The sequence below is a fragment of the Sphingopyxis sp. MC1 genome (genome assembly GCF_000371385.1).
GTDB classification, from domain to species: domain Bacteria; phylum Pseudomonadota; class Alphaproteobacteria; order Sphingomonadales; family Sphingomonadaceae; genus Sphingopyxis; species Sphingopyxis terrae.
This window is the reverse complement of sequence record NZ_AOUN01000008.1, coordinates 119,095-136,369: the sequence shown is the minus strand read 5'-3', so window position 1 is coordinate 136,369 and position 17,275 is coordinate 119,095. Positions and strand designations below refer to the sequence as shown.

General features: G+C 67.0%; 15 protein-coding genes and 1 tRNA gene. 8 read left to right on the top strand and 8 right to left on the bottom strand.

Features of this window, described 5'->3' with window-relative positions; all coding sequences use genetic code 11:
• Positions 1 to 47 precede the first annotated feature (47 nt).
• Positions 48 to 794 (bottom strand): 16S rRNA (uracil(1498)-N(3))-methyltransferase, encoded by a 747-nt coding sequence (locus EBMC1_RS11625; protein WP_003046668.1) that lies wholly within the window; start codon positions 792 to 794, stop codon positions 48 to 50.
• Between the two features lie 204 nt (positions 795 to 998).
• Between EBMC1_RS11625 and EBMC1_RS11620 the strand changes: the two genes are divergently transcribed.
• The 4 genes from EBMC1_RS11620 (at position 999) to ubiA (ending at position 5,244) form a co-directional block, all read left to right on the top strand.
• Positions 999 to 2,975, top strand: a complete 1,977-nt coding sequence (locus EBMC1_RS11620; protein ID WP_003046665.1) for a TadE/TadG family type IV pilus assembly protein — start codon at positions 999 to 1,001, stop codon at positions 2,973 to 2,975.
• Complete coding sequence (locus EBMC1_RS11615) at positions 2,972 to 3,568, top strand: TadE/TadG family type IV pilus assembly protein (RefSeq protein ID WP_003046663.1); 597 nt, start codon at positions 2,972 to 2,974, stop codon at positions 3,566 to 3,568. The genes EBMC1_RS11620 and EBMC1_RS11615 overlap by 4 nt, the downstream gene beginning before the upstream one ends.
• Positions 3,559 to 4,251: a TadE/TadG family type IV pilus assembly protein gene (locus tag EBMC1_RS11610; RefSeq protein WP_003046660.1), complete on the top strand. Its 693-nt coding sequence runs from the start codon at positions 3,559 to 3,561 to the stop codon at positions 4,249 to 4,251. Before EBMC1_RS11615 ends, EBMC1_RS11610 begins: the two co-directional genes overlap by 10 nt.
• 72 nt (positions 4,252 to 4,323) lie before the next feature.
• Positions 4,324 to 5,244 (top strand): 4-hydroxybenzoate octaprenyltransferase, encoded by a 921-nt coding sequence (ubiA, locus tag EBMC1_RS11605; protein ID WP_003046657.1) that lies wholly within the window; start codon positions 4,324 to 4,326, stop codon positions 5,242 to 5,244.
• A 9-nt stretch (positions 5,245 to 5,253) separates the two neighbouring features.
• Here ubiA and smc read toward each other — a convergent pair whose 3' ends face one another.
• The 4 genes from smc to EBMC1_RS11585 all read right to left on the bottom strand — a co-directional run bounded on the left by smc (position 5,254) and on the right by EBMC1_RS11585 (position 10,934).
• Complete coding sequence (gene smc / locus EBMC1_RS11600; RefSeq protein WP_003046654.1) at positions 5,254 to 8,697, bottom strand: chromosome segregation protein SMC; 3,444 nt, start codon at positions 8,695 to 8,697, stop codon at positions 5,254 to 5,256.
• 143 nt (positions 8,698 to 8,840) lie between these two features.
• Positions 8,841 to 9,587, bottom strand: a complete 747-nt coding sequence (locus EBMC1_RS11595; RefSeq protein WP_003046652.1) for a thioredoxin domain-containing protein — start codon at positions 9,585 to 9,587, stop codon at positions 8,841 to 8,843.
• Between the two features lie 37 nt (positions 9,588 to 9,624).
• Positions 9,625 to 10,344 (bottom strand): DsbA family protein, encoded by a 720-nt coding sequence (locus tag EBMC1_RS11590; protein WP_003046649.1) that lies wholly within the window; start codon positions 10,342 to 10,344, stop codon positions 9,625 to 9,627.
• A gap of 17 nt (positions 10,345 to 10,361) precedes the next feature.
• A complete protein-coding gene (locus EBMC1_RS11585; RefSeq protein WP_003046645.1) occupies positions 10,362 to 10,934 on the bottom strand; it encodes a DUF721 domain-containing protein in 573 nt (190 codons plus the stop codon).
• A 38-nt stretch (positions 10,935 to 10,972) separates the two neighbouring features.
• On the opposite strand from EBMC1_RS11585, the gene EBMC1_RS11580 reads away from it, so the two are divergent.
• From EBMC1_RS11580 to nudC, 3 genes are read left to right on the top strand one after another with little or no spacing between them, the layout of a single operon-like run.
• Positions 10,973 to 12,001, top strand: a complete 1,029-nt coding sequence (locus EBMC1_RS11580) for an A/G-specific adenine glycosylase (protein ID WP_003046643.1) — start codon at positions 10,973 to 10,975, stop codon at positions 11,999 to 12,001.
• Positions 11,998 to 13,281, top strand: coding sequence for a serine hydrolase domain-containing protein (locus tag EBMC1_RS11575; protein ID WP_003046640.1), 1,284 nt, complete (start codon positions 11,998 to 12,000; stop codon positions 13,279 to 13,281). Before EBMC1_RS11580 ends, EBMC1_RS11575 begins: the two co-directional genes overlap by 4 nt.
• The gene (nudC, locus tag EBMC1_RS11570; RefSeq protein WP_003046637.1) at positions 13,281 to 14,150 is read left to right on the top strand and encodes an NAD(+) diphosphatase; all 870 of its coding nucleotides are present in this window, start codon (positions 13,281 to 13,283) and stop codon (positions 14,148 to 14,150) included. The genes EBMC1_RS11575 and nudC overlap by 1 nt, the downstream gene beginning before the upstream one ends.
• Before the next feature lie 3 nt (positions 14,151 to 14,153).
• Here the strand turns inward: nudC and EBMC1_RS11565 are convergent, their stop codons facing one another.
• The 3 genes from EBMC1_RS11565 to EBMC1_RS11555 all read right to left on the bottom strand — a co-directional run bounded on the left by EBMC1_RS11565 (position 14,154) and on the right by EBMC1_RS11555 (position 16,851).
• Positions 14,154 to 14,597: a DUF2497 domain-containing protein gene (locus EBMC1_RS11565; RefSeq protein ID WP_003046634.1), complete on the bottom strand. Its 444-nt coding sequence runs from the start codon at positions 14,595 to 14,597 to the stop codon at positions 14,154 to 14,156.
• Positions 14,598 to 14,671: 74 nt separating this feature from the next.
• Complete coding sequence (locus EBMC1_RS11560) at positions 14,672 to 16,156, bottom strand: TolC family outer membrane protein (protein ID WP_003046631.1); 1,485 nt, start codon at positions 16,154 to 16,156, stop codon at positions 14,672 to 14,674.
• A 32-nt stretch (positions 16,157 to 16,188) separates the two neighbouring features.
• Positions 16,189 to 16,851: a protein-L-isoaspartate O-methyltransferase family protein gene (locus EBMC1_RS11555; RefSeq protein WP_003046629.1), complete on the bottom strand. Its 663-nt coding sequence runs from the start codon at positions 16,849 to 16,851 to the stop codon at positions 16,189 to 16,191.
• A 267-nt stretch (positions 16,852 to 17,118) separates the two neighbouring features.
• On the opposite strand from EBMC1_RS11555, the gene EBMC1_RS11550 reads away from it, so the two are divergent.
• Positions 17,119 to 17,192, top strand: a tRNA-Cys gene (locus EBMC1_RS11550).
• The last annotated feature ends 83 nt before the right edge of the window (positions 17,193 to 17,275 follow it).

The following is a 17,275-nucleotide window of genomic DNA, read 5'->3' as shown; positions in this document are numbered from 1 at the left end:
AATAACTGCCAGTTTGGCAGCATTCTTGTTTCAATATGAAACAGCTTCTAACCGCCGCGCCAGTCGCCATGCTGCGCCATCCATAGCGCCGTTGCTGCAATCGCGGCCGTTTCGGCCCGCAAAATGCGCGGTCCCAGCGCGATACGCTTCACGGAATCATGGTCGATCAGCATCGCGCGTTCGCGGTCGGTGAAACCGCCTTCTGGGCCGGTCAGAATGGCCGCGGGCGCTGGCGCCGCAATCGTAGCGAACGGAGCCCCGCCCGCTTCGTCGGCGAACAGCAGCGCGCGGTCGGTCGGCCAGTCTTTCAGCAACTGCGGCAATTTGACCGGATCGGCGAGGTCGGGGAGCGCGGTCCGGCCGCATTGTTCGCAGGCCTCGACAATCTGTGCAGCGAGCCGCTCCTGCTTCACGCGCTCGACGATCGTGCGTTCGGTGATGACGGGCTGGAGCCGCGCGACGCCGAGTTCGGTTGCCTTTTCGATGATCCAGTCGAGCCGCGCCTTTTTCACCGGCGCGAAGCAGAGCCAAAGATCGGGCACGCGTTCGATCGGGCGCATCTGGTGTTCGATGCGGATCGAAAGCGCCCGCCTCGACGCTTCGGCGACCGCGCCGAGCCACTCGCCGCTGCGATTGTCGAACAGCAGCAGCGGATCGCCCGGCTTCGCGCGCATGACGTTTAGCAGATAATGCGCCGCCGGTCCGTCGAGCGCCACCATCGCGCCGGCGGCAAGCGGCGTGTCGGTATAGAGTCGGGGCGTGCTGGCGGGCGGCCAGGCAGGTGTCGCGGGCATGGCTGGGCGATAGCAGAGGCACAATCTTCGCGCATCTTTTGCTTTGCGCGGGTTCGATTGTTCCGTTTCGGGCCAGAATCCCCGAAAAACCGCCATTCCCGGTCAGGCCGATTAGCGATTTGGTAAGCAGTTTCCCCCTAGGTGCAAGGCTACCAGCCGCGCATCTGGTGGGTCGCGCGGCCGGGCCAAGAGGGGTTTTAGACCATGCGAGGGACCGTTTTCAGCCGCCTGCGGGCCGGCATCTCGACCATCTGCCGCGATACGCGCGGCAACACGATGATGCTGACGGCGGGCGCGCTCGTTCCGATCGTCGCGCTCGTGGGGTCGGGCGTCGATATCGGCCGCGCCTATATGGCCGAGCTTCGCCTGCAACAGGCGTGCGACGCGGGCGTGCTCGCGGGACGCCGCGCGATGCAGGGCGGCGACTATGATTCGAACGCCGAAGGCGAAGCGAACAAGATGTTTGCCTTCAACTTCCCGTCGGGCATGTACGCGAGCAGCGGCGTCGATTTCAAATCGAAGGCGCAGGGGACGTCGAACGTCGTCGGCGAAGCCAAGGTTACGCTGCCCACCGATATCATGAAGATATTCGGGACCAAGCAATTCGACCTTGCGGTCAACTGCACCGCGAAACTCGAAATCTCGAACGCCGACATCATGATGGTGCTCGACGTTACCGGATCGATGGCGACGACCAATTCGGGCGACTCGGTCAACCGCATCAGCGCGCTCAAGACCGCGACGATGAACTTCTTCGACACGCTGACCACCGCCGATGTCGGCGATGGTCGCCTGCGTTTCGGCGTCGTGCCGTACAGCTCGAGCGCCAATGTCGGCTCGATTCTCTATGCGAAGAATCCCGACTGGCTGTCGAACAATGTGCTGCTGCCTTCGCGCACGCCGATCTTCAAGATCACCTACGGTAATGGCCAGACCGTCGAAAACGGCTCGTCAACGGGCAGCGTCACCTACGGCAATTGGTCCAACGTCAGCACCGTCAGCGGCCAGAACAGCAGCAGCTGCGGCAATCTGGAGCCGCCGGCCGACACGACGCCGTCACCGAGCGGGTCGCCGACCGTCAACCAGACCGGGCAGACCTTTGATAGCGACGGCAACCGCGTCACGACCAACAACAACTCGCAGACTTATACCTATTATAATTACCAATATACCTGGTCGAGCAGCAAGTGCCGCCTTCAGCGCCGCGTTGCGACCTATACGCGCACCTCGACAACGACGACGACCGAAGAGCCGATCCAGACCTTCGATAATAAATATCGCTACGAAGATCGCGTTTTCGACGTCACGCAGGCGAAGGCGGGCTCGGCGATTGTCACCGACACGGGCGACAGCGGCACCAACTATTCGGCCACCTGGGGCGGATGCGTCATGGAGCGCGAAACCGTCGCCTTCGGTCCGACGCAGACCGCGCCGGCCGGCGCCCGCGACATGGATGTCGACAGCGCACCGACGAGCGACGACGGGACCAAGTGGAAAGTGCTGATTCCCGAAATCGCTTTCCCGCGCGCCAAGAATCCGTCGTCGTCGGGAACGACGAGTTCGCTCAATGTCAACAGCAGCAGCGTGTCGAGCGACAGCACGTCGGGCGGCAGCTGGCAGCGTTACTCCAAATATTGGAGCAGCGGCTGGGGCGTCTGCCCTGCGCCGTCGATGAAGCTGACGACGATGACGGCGAGCGACCGTTCCAGCTTCAACACCTACATCAACGCCTTGCAGCCCGTCGGCGGCACCTATCTCGATTCGGGCATGGTCTGGGGCATCCGCCTCTTGTCGCCCGACGGCATGTTTGCCGACGAAAATGCCGAAGCGCCGAACAAGCGCCCGATCAGCCGCCATATCGTTTTCATGACTGACGGCGACATGTCGGCGAATATGGGGAATTTGAGCTTCCAGGGCTATGAATGGACGATGCAGCGTGTCGGCGGAACCAACGACAGCAATCTGACCGACCGGCACAACAACCGCTTCCTCCAGCTTTGCGAAAAGGCGAAGGCGAAGAATATCACCATCTGGGTGGTCGGCTTCGGCACCTCGCTCAACACCCAGCTCACGACCTGCGCGACGCCGGGCAAGGCCTATGAAGCCTCCAACGCTTCGCAGCTCAACGACAATTTCCAGGCGATCGCGCGCCAGATTTCGAAGCTGAGGCTCTCGCAATGATCCGGATACCGTCGCTCCTCCGCCGCCTTCGCCGCCACCAGCGCGGCACGGCGATCCTGGAATTCGCGCTGATCGCGCCGGTCTTCATCCTGCTGTTGATGGGCCTGTTCGATTATACGTGGCAGATGTACGCCAAGCAGGTGCTGCAAGGTGCCGTCAGCAACGCGGCGCGGGCCTCGACCCTCGAAACGGCGGCGTCGAGCCAGACGCTGATCGACGCGGCGGTGCGCGATCAGGTTCAGAATGTCTTTCCCGGCGCCCCGGTCACTTTCACCCGCAAATCCTATGAAAGTTTCAACGACGTCGGCAAGCCCGAGCCCTTCACTGATGCCAACAACAACAACCGCTATGATTCGGGTGAATGTTTCGAAGATCGCAACGGCAACAATAATTGGGATGCCGACCAGGGTGCGAACGGCAACGGCGGCGCCGAGGATGTCGTGCTCTATACCGCGAAGATGAAGTTCGAGCGCATTTTGCCGGTGTGGCGCATGCTCGGCCAGCCGCCGGAAACCTATCTCTACGCGACGACCGTGCTCCGCAACCAGCCGTATAACGTCAATACCGTGACGAGTAAGGTGATATGCAACTGACCCGCATCCTTGCCCACGCCCGGCGCAGCACCGCCCGGCTGGTGCGCTTCGCGCGCGACGACAAGGCCGTCGTGCTCATCGAAACCGCCTTCACGATGCCGCTGCTCGTGTTTCTTGGCTTCGGGGGGCTGGAGATCGCCAATCTGACGCTGGCGAACACGCGCATCAGCCAGGTGGCGCTGAGCGCCGCCGATAACGCATCGCGTATCGCCTATGGCAGCGACCTGTCGCTGCCGCGGGTGCGCGAAGTCGATATCAATGAGGTCTTCGCAGGCGTCGAGGAGCAGTCGCGCGGGCTGGACTTCAAGGCGCACGGCCGCATCATCCTGTCGAGCCTCGAGCGCAACTCGAGCGGCGGCCAGTGGATACACTGGCAACGCTGCTATGGGAATTATCCGGTGAATTCGGCCTATGGTCTGCAAGGGACCGGCAAGACGGGCACCGCATTCAAAGGGATGGGCAAACCGGGCGCGGAAGTCACCGCATCGACCGGGACCGCCGTGATGTTCGTCGAAGTCACTTACCAATATCAGCCGCTTGCCTTTGCCGCCTGGCTCGGGCCGCGCGTCATCCGCACGACCGCGGCTTTCAATATCCGCGAAGGCCGCGACCTGCAGGGCCCGGCGGGCGGCGACGGCGTCTATAATCCGTCCCCCGCGGCCACGAAGATGACCTGCACCTGATCGACCGGGGCACGGCCGGACGCCGATGCCCCATTTATTGTCGCCGCGCCGCCTGCTATCGCGCGGGCGGCGATGACAGCGACGCATACCCCCGACAGCCAGCATCAGGGCTTTCTGGCGATCCTGCCCGCAGGCATGCGCCCCTATGCGCTGCTTGCGCGCTTCGACCGGCCGATCGGCTGGTGGCTGCTCTACTGGCCCTGCGCATGGGGACTGGCGCTGGCGGGCGGGGCCTGGTCGCATTGGCCGCTGCTGCTGTGGATGCTGCTCGGCGCGATCGTGATGCGCGGCGCGGGCTGCGTCTATAACGACATTGTCGACCGCGATCTCGACGCGAAGGTGGCGCGCACCGCGGCGCGTCCGGTCGCGAGCGGCGAAGTGTCGGTGCGCAACGCCCTGATGTGGACATTGCTGCTGTCGATGATCGGGCTCGTTGTACTGCTGCGCCTGCCCCTGCCGGCGCAGATCGTCGCGGTGGCGAGTCTCGCGCTGGTCGCCGCCTATCCCTTCATGAAGCGGATCACCTGGTGGCCGCAGGCATGGCTCGGCCTTGTCTTCAGTTGGGGCGCGCTCGTCGGCTGGATCGCGGTCGGCGGCGGCGCGAACGATCAAGGCGGGCTGGCGCTGCCCTTCCTCTATGCGGGAACGATCGCCTGGGTGATCGGCTATGATACCATCTATGCGCTTCAGGATATCGAAGATGACGCGCTCGTCGGCGTGAAATCGAGCGCGCGCGCGATGGGGCGGCATGTGAAGGCCGGCGTCGCGCTCTGCTACGCCGTAGCGCTTGGCGGCTGGGCGGGGGCGCTCTGGAATGTTCGTCCCGATGCCCTCGTGCTTGTTGCCTTGATCCCCGCCGCGCTGCACCTGACGGGGCAGGTCGTCACGCTCGACCTCGACAATGGCGCCGACGCGCTCGCCAAATTCCGCAGCAATCGTTTTGCGGGGTTGCTGGTCTTCGCGGCGATGCTGGTGGTCGGCAGCGCGCCCTGACGCGGGCGCCTATTCGGCCGCAAGCAGTTCTTCGGCGCCGCCAAGGTCGACCGAGACGAGGCGGCTGACGCCCTTTTCGATCATCGTCACCCCGAACAGGCGATGCATGCGCGCCATCGTCACCGCATTGTGGGTGACGATCAGATAGCGGGTCTTCGTCTCGCGCGTCATCCGGTCGAGCAGGTCGCAGAAGCGTTCGATATTGGCGTCATCCAGCGGCGCATCGACTTCGTCGAGGACGCAGATCGGCGCCGGATTGGTCAGGAAAAGGCCGAAGATCAACGCGACGGCGGTCAGCGCCTGTTCGCCGCCCGAGAGCAGGGTCAGCGTGCCGAGGCGCTTGCCCGGCGGCTGCGCCATGATCTCCAGCCCGGCCTCGAGCGGATCGTCCGAATCGACGAGTTCGAGATGCGCCTGCCCGCCGTTGAACAGCGTGGTGAACAGGCGCTGGAAATGTTCGTTCACCGTCGCGAAGGCGGCGAGCAGGCGAACGCGGCCCTCGCGGTTGAGGTTGCCGATCGAGCCGCGCAGCCGGTTGACCGCTTGTTGCAGCTCCTCGATCTCGGCGGCGCTTCGTTCGCGTTCGACGTCGAGTTCGGCAAGCTCGTCGGCGGCGACGAGGTTGACCGGCCCCAGCCGCTCGCGTTCGCCGATCAGCCGGTCGTGCGCGGCCGACTCGGCACTTGCATCGTCGACGCCATCGCTCTCGAACCCGACCTTCTGCGGTAGCAAGGGGGGCGGACATTCGAAGCGCTCGCCCGACAGGCGCCCCATCTCGATGCGGCGCAGCTCGGCATTTTCGGAGCGTGCCACCGCGCCGGCGCGTGTCTCGCGCGCCGCGGCGACGCGCTCGCGGATCGTCGTCAGCGCCGCTTCGGCTTCGCGCAGCGCCGCTTCGGCTTCGCGCTCCTGCGCCTCGGCGGCGCCCACCTTGCCGCGCACCTCCGTCTGCCGGGCCGCCGCGGCTTCGCTATCGGCGGCGAGCTTTTCGGGCAGGCCCGCAAGCTTCGCCGCTTCGGTTGTCAGCGCTTCTGCGCGCTTGTCCATTTCGGTCACACGCCGTGCCGCTTCGCCCGCGCGCGCCTTCCAGCTCTTGATCTCGGCGCCGACGACCGCGTGCCGCTCGCTGAGCCCGGCGAGCGCGCGCTCATGATCGGCGATCGCGTCGCGTGCGCCATTGGCGTCGCTGCGGGCGCGGTCGGTTGCACTTTCTTCACCCTCAAGCGCCGCGCGCGTGAGGCTGTCGTCGGGGAGCGCGGCGAGCGCCGCCTCCTTTGCGGCAAAGTCCGCAGCGGCGTCGCTCCCGGCCGCCGCAATTTCGGCGAGCCGACGGTCGAACAGCGCGGCGGCGTCGCGGTGACGGTCGCGCGCGGCCTGCGCCTGATCGGCGGCACGCAGCGCGGTGCGGCGTGCCTCGTCGGCGCTCGCGAGCGCCCTGCGCGCCGCGGCGGCGGCGTCGGTTCGCGCGGCAAGCTGCGTTGCCGCAGTATCGCGGCGATCCTGTAATTCCTGCACGCCGAGTTCGACTTGCGGGCGCTGCGCGGCGAGCGCGTCGAGGCGATTCTGCCGTTGCAGCCGCTCGGTCGCCGTCGCGCCGTCGCCGCGCGTGACGAAACCATCCCAGCGGCGCATCACGCCGTCCAGGGTGACCAGCCGTTGGCCGACCGCGAGCGGTTGGCCGGTGTCGCGATCGGCAACTGCAATCTGCGCGAGCCGCCGCGCGAGCGCCGGGGGCGCCTGGACAAAGGCTGCGAGCGGCTGCGTGCCTGCCGGCAGCGCCGGGTCGTTCTTGTCGGTATCGGCGCCGCCCCAGCTGCGCGCGGAGTCGCGGTCGGTCCCGGCGTCGAGATCGTCGCCGAGCGCGGCGGCGAGGGCCGCCTCGTGGCCCGGCGTCACGCGCAGCCGGTCGAGGATGCGGTCGTCGTCGGTGCGGGCGGCGGCGAGCGCGCGTTCGAGCGTTGCCGCCTCGCCGTCGAGCGCGGCGAGCGCGGCGCGTGCCTCGGCAAGACCGGCATTGATTGCGCCAAGATCGGCCGCGATCGCTTCGCGGTCGGCCTCGGCCTCGTGCAGCGCGCTTTCCGCAGCAGCTATCGCGGCTTCGGCTTGTTGGGCGCTGCGGGCGCTTTCGGCCTGGGTTGCGGCGAGTGCGGCGCTGTCGCCCAGCGCGGCAATTTCGGCCTCGACCCGCTGACGGTCGCCGGCGATACGCCGGACGGCGGCTTCGGCTGTCTCGCGCGCCGACACCGCGATGCGGCGGTCGGCGGCTTCGCTCGCCGCCTTCGCTCGTGCCTGCGCGAGTGCGACCTCGGCATCGCGGAGGCGTGCCTGCGCCGCCTGATGCGCCTCGACCAGCGCCGCCTTGCCCGCGTCGTGCGCGGCAATGTCCTGCGTCAGGCGCTTCACTTCGGCGTCGAGCGCGGTCAGGGCGGCATGGGCGTCGCGCGCCAATTCGCCCTCGCGCGCCCGGTCCTCGGCGAGCCGCGCCTGCTGCGCCGCCAGATCGTCGAGCCGTTGCCGCGCGGCACGTTCCTCGCCCTGCAGGCGGACAAGCGTCGCGGTCGCCTCGGCGAGCGCATCGCGCTGTGCCTGCGCCTCGGCGCGCGCGCTACCGACGCGCGTCGCCACTTCGACCTGTGCGGCGGAAACGGTTTCGAATTCGGTCTGCGCGGCCTTCACGGCAGCTTCGGCGGCATCGGCGTCGCGGCGCGCCTGATCGGCGGCGGCGGCGGCATCGCGCCAGCGCGCGTAGATCAGCCGGCCTTCGGCGATACGGATATCGTCGCTGAGTTTGCGATATTTTTCCGCCGCCCGCGCCTGACGGCGCAGCGCATTTGCGCGCACTTCCATGTCGGCGACGATTTCGGACAGGCGATTGAGGTTGGTTTCGGTCGCGCGCAGCTTTTGCTCGGCATCCTTGCGGCGGACGTGCAAACCAGCGATGCCCGCCGCTTCCTCCAGCATCGCGCGGCGGTCGGTCGGCTTGGCGGCTATGACGTTCGCGATCTTGCCCTGACTGACGAGGGCGGGGCTGTGCGCGCCGGTCGCGGCGTCGGCAAAGATCAGCGCGACATCCTTGGCGCGGACGTCGCGTCCGTTGGCGCGATAGGCGCTGCCCGAGCCGCGTTCGATACGGCGGATGATCTCGAGTTCATGCCCTTCGCTCGCGTCGGACAGGCCCGCGACGACATTGCCTTCGGTATCGCAATGGATGGCAACCTCGGCAAAATCGCGCGGCGGGCGCTGCGATGTGCCGGCGAAGATCACATCCTCCATCCCGCCGCCGCGCATCGATTTGGGGCTCGATTCGCCCATCACCCAGCGGATCGCTTCGAGCAGGTTTGATTTGCCGCAGCCGTTCGGACCGACGACGCCGGTCAGCCCGGGTTCGATCCGCAATTCGGTTGGCTCGACGAAGCTTTTGAAACCGGTCAGGCGCAGGCGTCTTATCTGCACGAAGCCACCTCGTGCAGGTCAGCGAATCGGAGCCGGTGCAACCTTGCTGTCACATATCCCCCTGACACCGTCATGGCGCGTGGGCGGTCGAGTCGCAAGGGGTGCCGCCTCCCCGTCGCGGGCGGCGGGGAGGACTATTGCCTTTAGCGGGCGCCCATGGTGCGCAGGCGGTCGCGCAGCGGGCCCCAGGTGGTGATGCCTTCGGCGACCTGGCCGTTGATGACGAAGGTCGGCGTGCCCTGGATCTTGAACTGTTCGATGCCCTTGTTGGTCATCTGCTCAAGCTTGCTGATATTGTCGATGTTCGACAGGCAGGCGTTGATCTGGTCGGCGGTTACGCCGCGCGACTGGAAGAACTCTTCAAGCTTCCAGGCTTTGGCGAGCGCGGGAAAGCGCTGCGCGGGGGGCAGCGCCATCGCGGCTTCGCCGCCCTTGGGATTGGCCTGCGCGCCCGCGAACAGCTCGGCTTGCGAGGCAAAGACGTTTTCCTGTAGCGGGAAATAGCGATCGACCGGGCTGCAATGCGCGACCGCCGCGGCCATCGCGTCGAGCGGATCGCGGATGAAGTTGCGCACTTCCAGGCTGACACGGCCGCTGTCGATGAAGTCGCGCTTGATCTCTTCGTGGCTTTCCTTCGAGAAATCGGCGCAGTGCGAGCAGGTCAGCGACGCATATTCGATGATCTTGATCGGCGCGTCGGGGTTACCCATCAGATAGCCGCCCTCGGCGGTCTTGGTGACCGTTGTCGACCATTGCTTGCCTGCGGGTGCCGCGACCTTGGCGACGACCGCCTGTTCCTTCGACTGGTCGGTCGTGCCCTTGCCGCAGCCGGCGAGCGCAAGGGCGCCGATCGAGGCGAGAAGGATCGGGCGAAGGGGCAATCTGGTCATTGGGGATAGTCTCCGGATAATTCGCGTGAACGGGCTTTTACGAGGCCTTCAGCGCCGCGTCGAGTTGCGTTTTGATCGCGGACCAGACGGTCACATCGACATGGCGTCCGTTGATGAAGAAGGCCGGCGTGCCGCGCACATGGTCGGCACCCAGGCCGATATTGGTCATGCCTTCGAGTTCGGCGCGCGTGACCTCGCTATCGAAACAGGCGTTCATCTGCGCCTGGGTGTAGCCGCGCTTCGCCATCAGCGCGCCGAGCCCGGTGTCGGCCGCGATCTTGCGCGCGCGTTCGCTCTCGGTGCCGACATACCAGCTCTTGACCATGGCTTCGGGCGCCTTTTGCACTTTCGCCAGCCAGACCGGCTGCGCCATGAAGATGGCGTGGTGGTTGGCCGCGAAGGTCTTGGCGCCGCCGCAGCGCGCCAGCAGCGCTGCGGTCAGGTCGACCGGGTCGCGGACGAGGTTGCGATATTCGAAGACCACCAGTCCCTTGTCGATATATTGGGTCTTGAGCGGGACGTCGCCGTCACGGGCAAATTCGCCGCAATGGCTGCACGTGTAGCTGAAATATTCGACCAGACGCACCTTGGCGGCGGGGTTTCCGACGATATAGGCGCCGATCGCGCTGGTGCTGATCTTCGACGACCAGGCCGGCGCCGGAGCGGCGGGCGCGGCGGCGACCAGCGACAGCGCGGCGATCGACAGGGCGCCGATGGCGGTGCGGCGGGACAGGGTGCGACCGGATATCTTGGGCATGGACGTGCCGTCTTCCTTCAACTGATGCGCGGGAGTTTCGGCGCGCTGGCGAGCCCGGCGGCCATGCGTTCGAGCACGGTCCTGAGTTCCGGATCGCCGATGTCGCGCAGGCTATCCCCCAGTTCGGCGGGTACCGGCTTCAGCATTGCCGGCTGCTGAACGGGGGCGGGGGCGGGCGTGACCTGACCATGCGTCATGCGGACGCTCGCGATCGCGGCATAGCCGAAGAAGCGATTGACCGCCGCGACGATGTCGGGGGCGACATGCTGCAGCATGGGTGCATGCGCGCCGCTGATCGTCAGGTGCAGCGTTCCGCCCGCCTTTTGTCCGGCGGGGAAGCGGATCATCGCGGGCTGGGTGACATCGGCGAGCCGGTCGCCGACGATTTCGCGCCAGCGGCTGACGACCGACGACTGGATGAAGCCGAATTTGCGAAAGGCGGTCCGGCCGATTTCTGGAACCATATCGGCGATCGCGCGCGCCTCGCCGCCGCGCGGCCGCTCATAGCTGCGCGCCGGCGCCTTTTTGGCACCCTTCTTCGCGCGCGCTTTAGGGGGCTTGTCGCCGTCGCTGGAGCCTGCTTTCGCCATCGCCGCCGCCATGCCATAGGCGGGGGGTGAGCGTCCAGATGCCAGACCCCGATATCGCGGCCGTCGCGGATTTCGCGCCGCGGCTGCTCGCCTGGTACGACCATGCGGCGCGCATCCTCCCCTGGCGTATCGCGCCGGGCAGCGCGGCAACCCCCGATCCCTACCGCATCTGGCTCGCCGAAGTGATGCTGCAACAAACGACCGTCGCCGCGGTCGCAGGCTATTTCGCCCGTTTTACGGAGCGTTGGCCTAGCGTCGCCGATCTGGCGGCGGCCGACGATGCCGACGTCATGGCGGCGTGGGCGGGCCTTGGATATTATGCCCGCGCTCGCAACCTGCTGGCGTGCGCACGGACGGTGGTCGCCGATCATGGCGGCGTCTTTCCGGACAGCGAGGCGGGGTTGCGCGCCTTGCCGGGCGTCGGCGATTACACTGCGGCGGCGGTCGCGGCGATCGCCTTCGGCCGCCCCGCGGTTGTCGTCGACGCCAATATCGAGCGGGTGATTGCGCGCCACCGGCTGATCGCCACGCCGCTGCCGGCCGCAAAGCGCGCGATCCGTGCCGCGCTGGCGCCGCTCGTTCCGCGCGATCGCCCCGGCGACTTCGCGCAGGCTCTCATGGATCTGGGCGCAACGATCTGCACGCCGCGCAGCCCCGCCTGCACCCGCTGTCCCGTCGCCGCCGATTGCGTTGCATTTGCGGCTGGCACCGCCGAATCACTCCCGGTCAAGCCGCCCAAAAAGGCGAAGCCGCAGCGCCACGGACGCGCCTGGTGGATCGAATCGGATGCGCGGCTGTGGCTGGTACGGCGCCCTGACAAGGGGATGCTCGGCGGGATGCGGGCATTGCCCGGCGGTGCGTGGGACGAACCGCCCGCATCCGATGACGGAGCCGTCTCCGTGCGGCACGGCTTCACCCATTTCGACCTCACATTGACGCTCGTCCGGCGCGGAGTCGAGGATGCCGCAGGGGAAGGTGAGTGGTGGCCGATTTCGGCGCTTGACGCGGCGGGTCTGCCGACGCTGTATCGCAAACTGGTCGACAAGATGCGGGAGAGTGACCGATGACGATGATGATTTCGCGCCGCGCGCTGCTCGGCAGCCTGGCGCTGGGGGGCAGCGCGACGCTGTTGCCGCGCGCCGCCTTCGCCTGGACCAATGCCGAGGCGCTCTATCCAGCGACCTACGCCTTCATCAAGGGATTCGTGGACCGCCGCGAACTCGCCGGCGCTATCGCTGCGATCGGCAAGGATCAGGCGCCGCCCGACTATCTGGGCGCGGGCAAGCAGGCTATGGATTCGCAGCGCGCTGTGGCCCCGGACACGATCTGGCGGCTCTATTCGATGACCAAGCCCGTCACCGGCATGGCGGCCATGCTGCTGATCGAGGATGGCAAGATGACCCTCGACCAGCCGATCGCCGATTTCCTGCCCGCCTTCGCATCGATGAAGGTGCAAAACACCCCCGACGGGTCGATCACCGACGTTCATCCCGCGAAGGGGCCGATCACGGTCCGCCAGCTCCTCACCCACACCGCCGGGCTCGGCTACAATATTGTCCAGAAGGGGCCGCTGCGCGACGCCTATAACGAGGCTGGGATTTTGGGCGGGCAGGTCAGCCGCCTGCCGATTCCGGGCTTCCCGCCGACTACGCCGGCGCCGAGCCTGGAGGTTTTCGCCGACCGGCTCGCGACGCTGCCCCTCGTTTATGAACCCGGCACGCGCTGGAGCTATTCGGTCGGGCTCGACCTGATGGGCCGCGTGATCGAGGTCGCCTCGGGTCAGCCCTTCGACGCCTTTCTGAAGGCGCGCATTTTCGATCCGCTGGGGATGGCGAGCACCGGTTTTCGCGTCACCGGCGACGAAGAAGCGCGGCTGTCGACCAACTATGCGCCGCTGGGCGGCGTGCTGCTGCCGATCGATCCCGCGACGAGCTCGATCTACCTCGACCCGCCGCCGATGCCCTATGGCGGCGGCGGTCTCGTTTCGACGGCGCGCGATTACGACCGGTTCCTCGCCATGCTGCTTGGCGAGGGCGAAACCGGCGGCGTGCGGATCATGAAGCCCGAAACCGCGCGGCTCGGCATGTCGAACCTGCTTGCCGATTCGGTCGATCGCAAGAATACGTTCATCGACGGTGAGGGCTTCGGCGCTGGCGGACGCGTGTCGCTCGCCGGATCGCCGACCGGCGAGGGAGTTTACGGCTGGGGCGGCGCAGCGGGCACCATCGCCTTTGTCGATCGCCGCCGCGGCTATCGCGTCGGCGGCTATACGCAATATATGCCGTCGGAAGCGCTGCCCTTCCAACGCGACTTCGGCAAGGCCTTCTACAAGGATGTGATGGCCTGATGCCGCTGCCGCTCGGCTTTACCGGGGCGCGGCTTGACCGCGCCGACCGACTCCGCACCGATCCCGAGGCTTTCGCGGCGGCGATCGCCGATCCGCGCGCGACCTGCCTGCTGCTTGATGGCATCGATCCGGTGCCGGGCAGCGGCGGCGGGCTGATGTGGGAAGCGCTTGATCCGGCCGACGAGCGTGCGTTGTTGCTGCTAGGGATCGACGACAGCGGCGCGCCGCGCTTCGTGCGCGAGGCGCATGGCGGGGCGCGCGTCGATGCGCGTTCGCGCACCGTGATGCGGCTGCTCCCGATGCTATCGCCCGAAGAAGCGGCGCTCTATGGCGGTGCGCGCAGCCTCGTCGACTGGCACGCGCGGCACCGGTTCTGCGCCGTTTGCGGTTCGCCGACCGAATTGTTCAGGGGCGGCTGGGGTCGCCGCTGCGCTTCGTGCGGGGCGGAACATTTCCCGCGCGTCGACCCCGTTGTCATCATGCTCGCCGAATATGAGGGCCGCGTGCTGCTCGGCCGCCAGCCCGGTTTCCCGCCGGGCTTCTTTTCGGCGCTTGCAGGCTTCGTCGAGCCGGGCGAATCGCTTGAGGAAGCGGTGGCGCGCGAATTGTTCGAGGAAGCGGGCATCGCCGTGTCCGATGTATCCTATGTGGCGAGCCAGCCCTGGCCCTTCCCCTCGTCGCTGATGATCGGGTGCCGGGCGGTGGCGCGCGACGCAGCGCTGACAATCGACACCACCGAACTCGAAGCGGCGATGTGGGTCGACCGCGCGGAGGTGCGCGCGGCGCTCGCCGGCGACATGGGCGCGAGCTTCATGGCACCGCCGCCGCTGGCGATCGCGCGCTATCTGCTGGAGGATTGGGTGGCCTGAGCCTTAGAGGCGCTTGCCGGTGATGCGGCTGATTTCGCGCGCCACCATCGATTCGACCATCGCCGGCAGATTGGCGTCGAGCCATTGCTTGAGCATCGGCCGCATCGCATCGACGACGACATCCTCGAGGCTGCGTCCCCCGGCGGGCACCGTCGCGGCGGCCGCCGCGGCGGCTGGCGCCATCGCTGCGGTGAGCGCTTCGAGCGACTGGCGCGCGGCATCGGCGCTGGCGACCGACACCAGCTCTTCCTGCGCGGTCGCGGCGCCGCTGTCGTCAAGGGTCGATTCGGCGACGGCGTCGTCTTCCTCTTCGTTGAGGTCGAGAATATCCTCGCTCGGCGCCGCCGCACGCTGCGCGCGCGCGCCAGGGGCCTCGTCACGCGCGATGACGCGCCGGATCGACGACAAAATGTCTTCCATCGATGGCTCCCGCGACATGTCGCCCATGCTTGCCCCCTCAGTTCCGCCGGAAATACCGGTTAACCATGTTCATACCGGCGCGCGGGCGGGCTTGCCAAGCCTTATTGTTGGGGAAGCGGCTCTACGGCAGGCACGCTGGCATCGGCGGCGGGGATGCTGCGCGTGTTGGTGGCCTGCTGCTGCGGCTTCGGATCGTCGGCCCAATCCCAGATCTGACCGCGAACACGGCGATAATTTACCGCCGGATCATAGAGCGCGCCGCCCTCGATTCCCAGGTCGCGCGCTTCGGCCTTGCCCATCGCGGCGAGGACTGAGAAAGCCGCGACATAGCTGTTGCGTTTGGCCGAGACGAGCTGGACCTGCGCGTTCAGATATTCCTGTTCGGCATTCAATATGTCGAGGATCGAGCGCGTGCCGACGCTGTTTTCGGCACGCACCCCCTCGAGCGACAGGGCGTTCGCGCCCACCGCCTGCTCGGTCGCGGCGATGACGCGCTCGTTCGCCTGCCACGCGGCATAAGCGCCGCGCGTCTGCGCGATCACGTCGCGTTCGGTGGCAACATAGGTTTCGATCGCCTGGCTGCTGCGCGATTGCGCCTGGCGCACCTGCGCCGACGGGCGGCCGCCCTGAAAGATCGGCAGCGTCAGCGACAGGCCGGCGGCGGCGCTCTTAGTCGTATTCTCGGCCACGGTGTTGCCGGCGGGAATCGAATGAAGATTATTGTTGTAGCCGCCGCCTAGTGTCGCCGACAGCTTGGGCATGCGGGCGGCCCGCGCAGCGCCGATGTCGGCGCGCGATGCGTTGATGCGCTGGTTTGCTGCTTCGATATCGGGATTGTTGTTGAGCGCGATCGCGACCGCATCCTCAACCGATTGCGGGAGATTGGGCAGCGCCGGCGGCGGCTGGAGGTCGACCGGCGCATCGCCGACCAGCTTCACATAATTTTCGCGGCTGCGAATCAGATTGGCTTCGGCGCCGCGCAGGTCGCCCTCGGCCAGCGCAAGCCGGGCCTGCGACTGGGCGACGTCGGTGCGCGTCAGATCGCCGATCTCGAAGCGGTCGCTCGATGCCTGCAAATTGGTCTTGAGGACCGCGACATTCTTCTGGTTGAGCTGGACGATCGCCTGGTCGCGGATCACGTCCATATAGGCGCCCACGACTTGCGAGAAAATGCTCGCTTCGGTTGCGCGCAGATCGGATTGCCCGGCTTCGACGCGATATTCGGCCGCCTTCACCGCGTTGCGCACCGCGCCGCCCTGATAGATCGGCACGCTGAGTTGGCTGCCCGCGGACAGGACGCGGCCCGGCGACACGAAGCTGTTGCCCGGGATGACCAGATTTTCCTGATAATCGACGCTGGCACCGACCGAGGGCAGGCCCGATGCCTTCTGGATCGGAACATTCTCGTCGTTCGCGCGCTGTCCGGCGCGCGCCGCCGTCAGCGTCGGATTATTCTCATAGGCTTTGGCGAGCGCACCCTGCAGCGTCTCGGCCTGCGCCTGCGACGACAGCGCCAGCGCGCCGAGCGCCATGCCCGCCAGCCAGCGGGCGCGTCGTCCGGTCATTTTCGTGTCGATGTCGTGCATGATTTGGTTCAGCCTGAAGGGAGGGAGGGCTCTCAGAATCGAAAACCCGTGGGGGCCTCGAAACCCGGCAGCGCCGCGACATCCATGTCGGCAAAGGCGCGCAGCGCAAGTGTGCCGGCGGTCTTGACGCCCTGGACAAGCCGGGTGACGCTGCCTTCGCGGCGCGCCGCGACCAGCTTGCCGCCTTCGGCGAGCTGCGCTGCCAACGCGTCGGGAAGCTGTTCGATCGCGCCGTCGATCAGGATGCGGTCGAAGGGCGCTTCGCCGGGGGCACCGGCAGCGAGCGGGCCTTCGACCCAGCGAATCGCCGGATTGTCGGTTGCGGCGCGGGCGGCAGCAAGCAGATCGGCCTGCTCCTCGACCGCGACGACCGAGGCACCGAGCGCCGCGAGCAGCGCGGCGGTGTAGCCCGTCGCCGCACCGATGAGCAGCACGCGCTGGCCCGGCCGGATATCGGCGGCGACCAGCAGGCGGCCGGTGACGAGCGGCGCATTGAGCGCGCGGCCGTGACCCAGCGCGATCGCGCGGTCCATATAGGCGACGCTCGCCAACGCCGCGGGAACATGCGCCTCGCGCGCCACGCTGCCCATCGCCGCGACGACCGCCGGGTCGATCACGTCATTGGTCCTCAGCTGGCTGTCGATCATCGCAGCCCGCATGTCCGCAGCAGTCACTTCGTTCAATTTCGTCGCCATCAGCCTGTTTTCCGATTCTGGGGCCCTGAAGCTTGGGGCCGTTCTAGCCGAACCGATGCTGTGTTGCAATACTAATACAGCATCGCGCGGCGCTGCGTCGCGCATAGCTGGCCGCGGGAGTGGCGCCAACCCCGCATTGCGCGAAAATGCGTGCGAAATGGAGTGGGCCTTGGCGAATCCTTGACAAGCCCGCCAAAGCCCCGCACTAGCGGCGCCGTCCAACACCCGGCCCGGCCCGCGACACAGCGGCCGCGGCGTTCGGCGCGAGGCCCGATGGCGGAGTGGTGACGCAGCGGACTGCAAATCCGTATACGCCGGTTCGATTCCGGCTCGGGCCTCCATTCATCCCATCTAACCTTGCTGCCGACGCCGATCTCGGCATCGATTGTATCGGTATTGGCGAACCGTCAGGCCTCGCCCGATC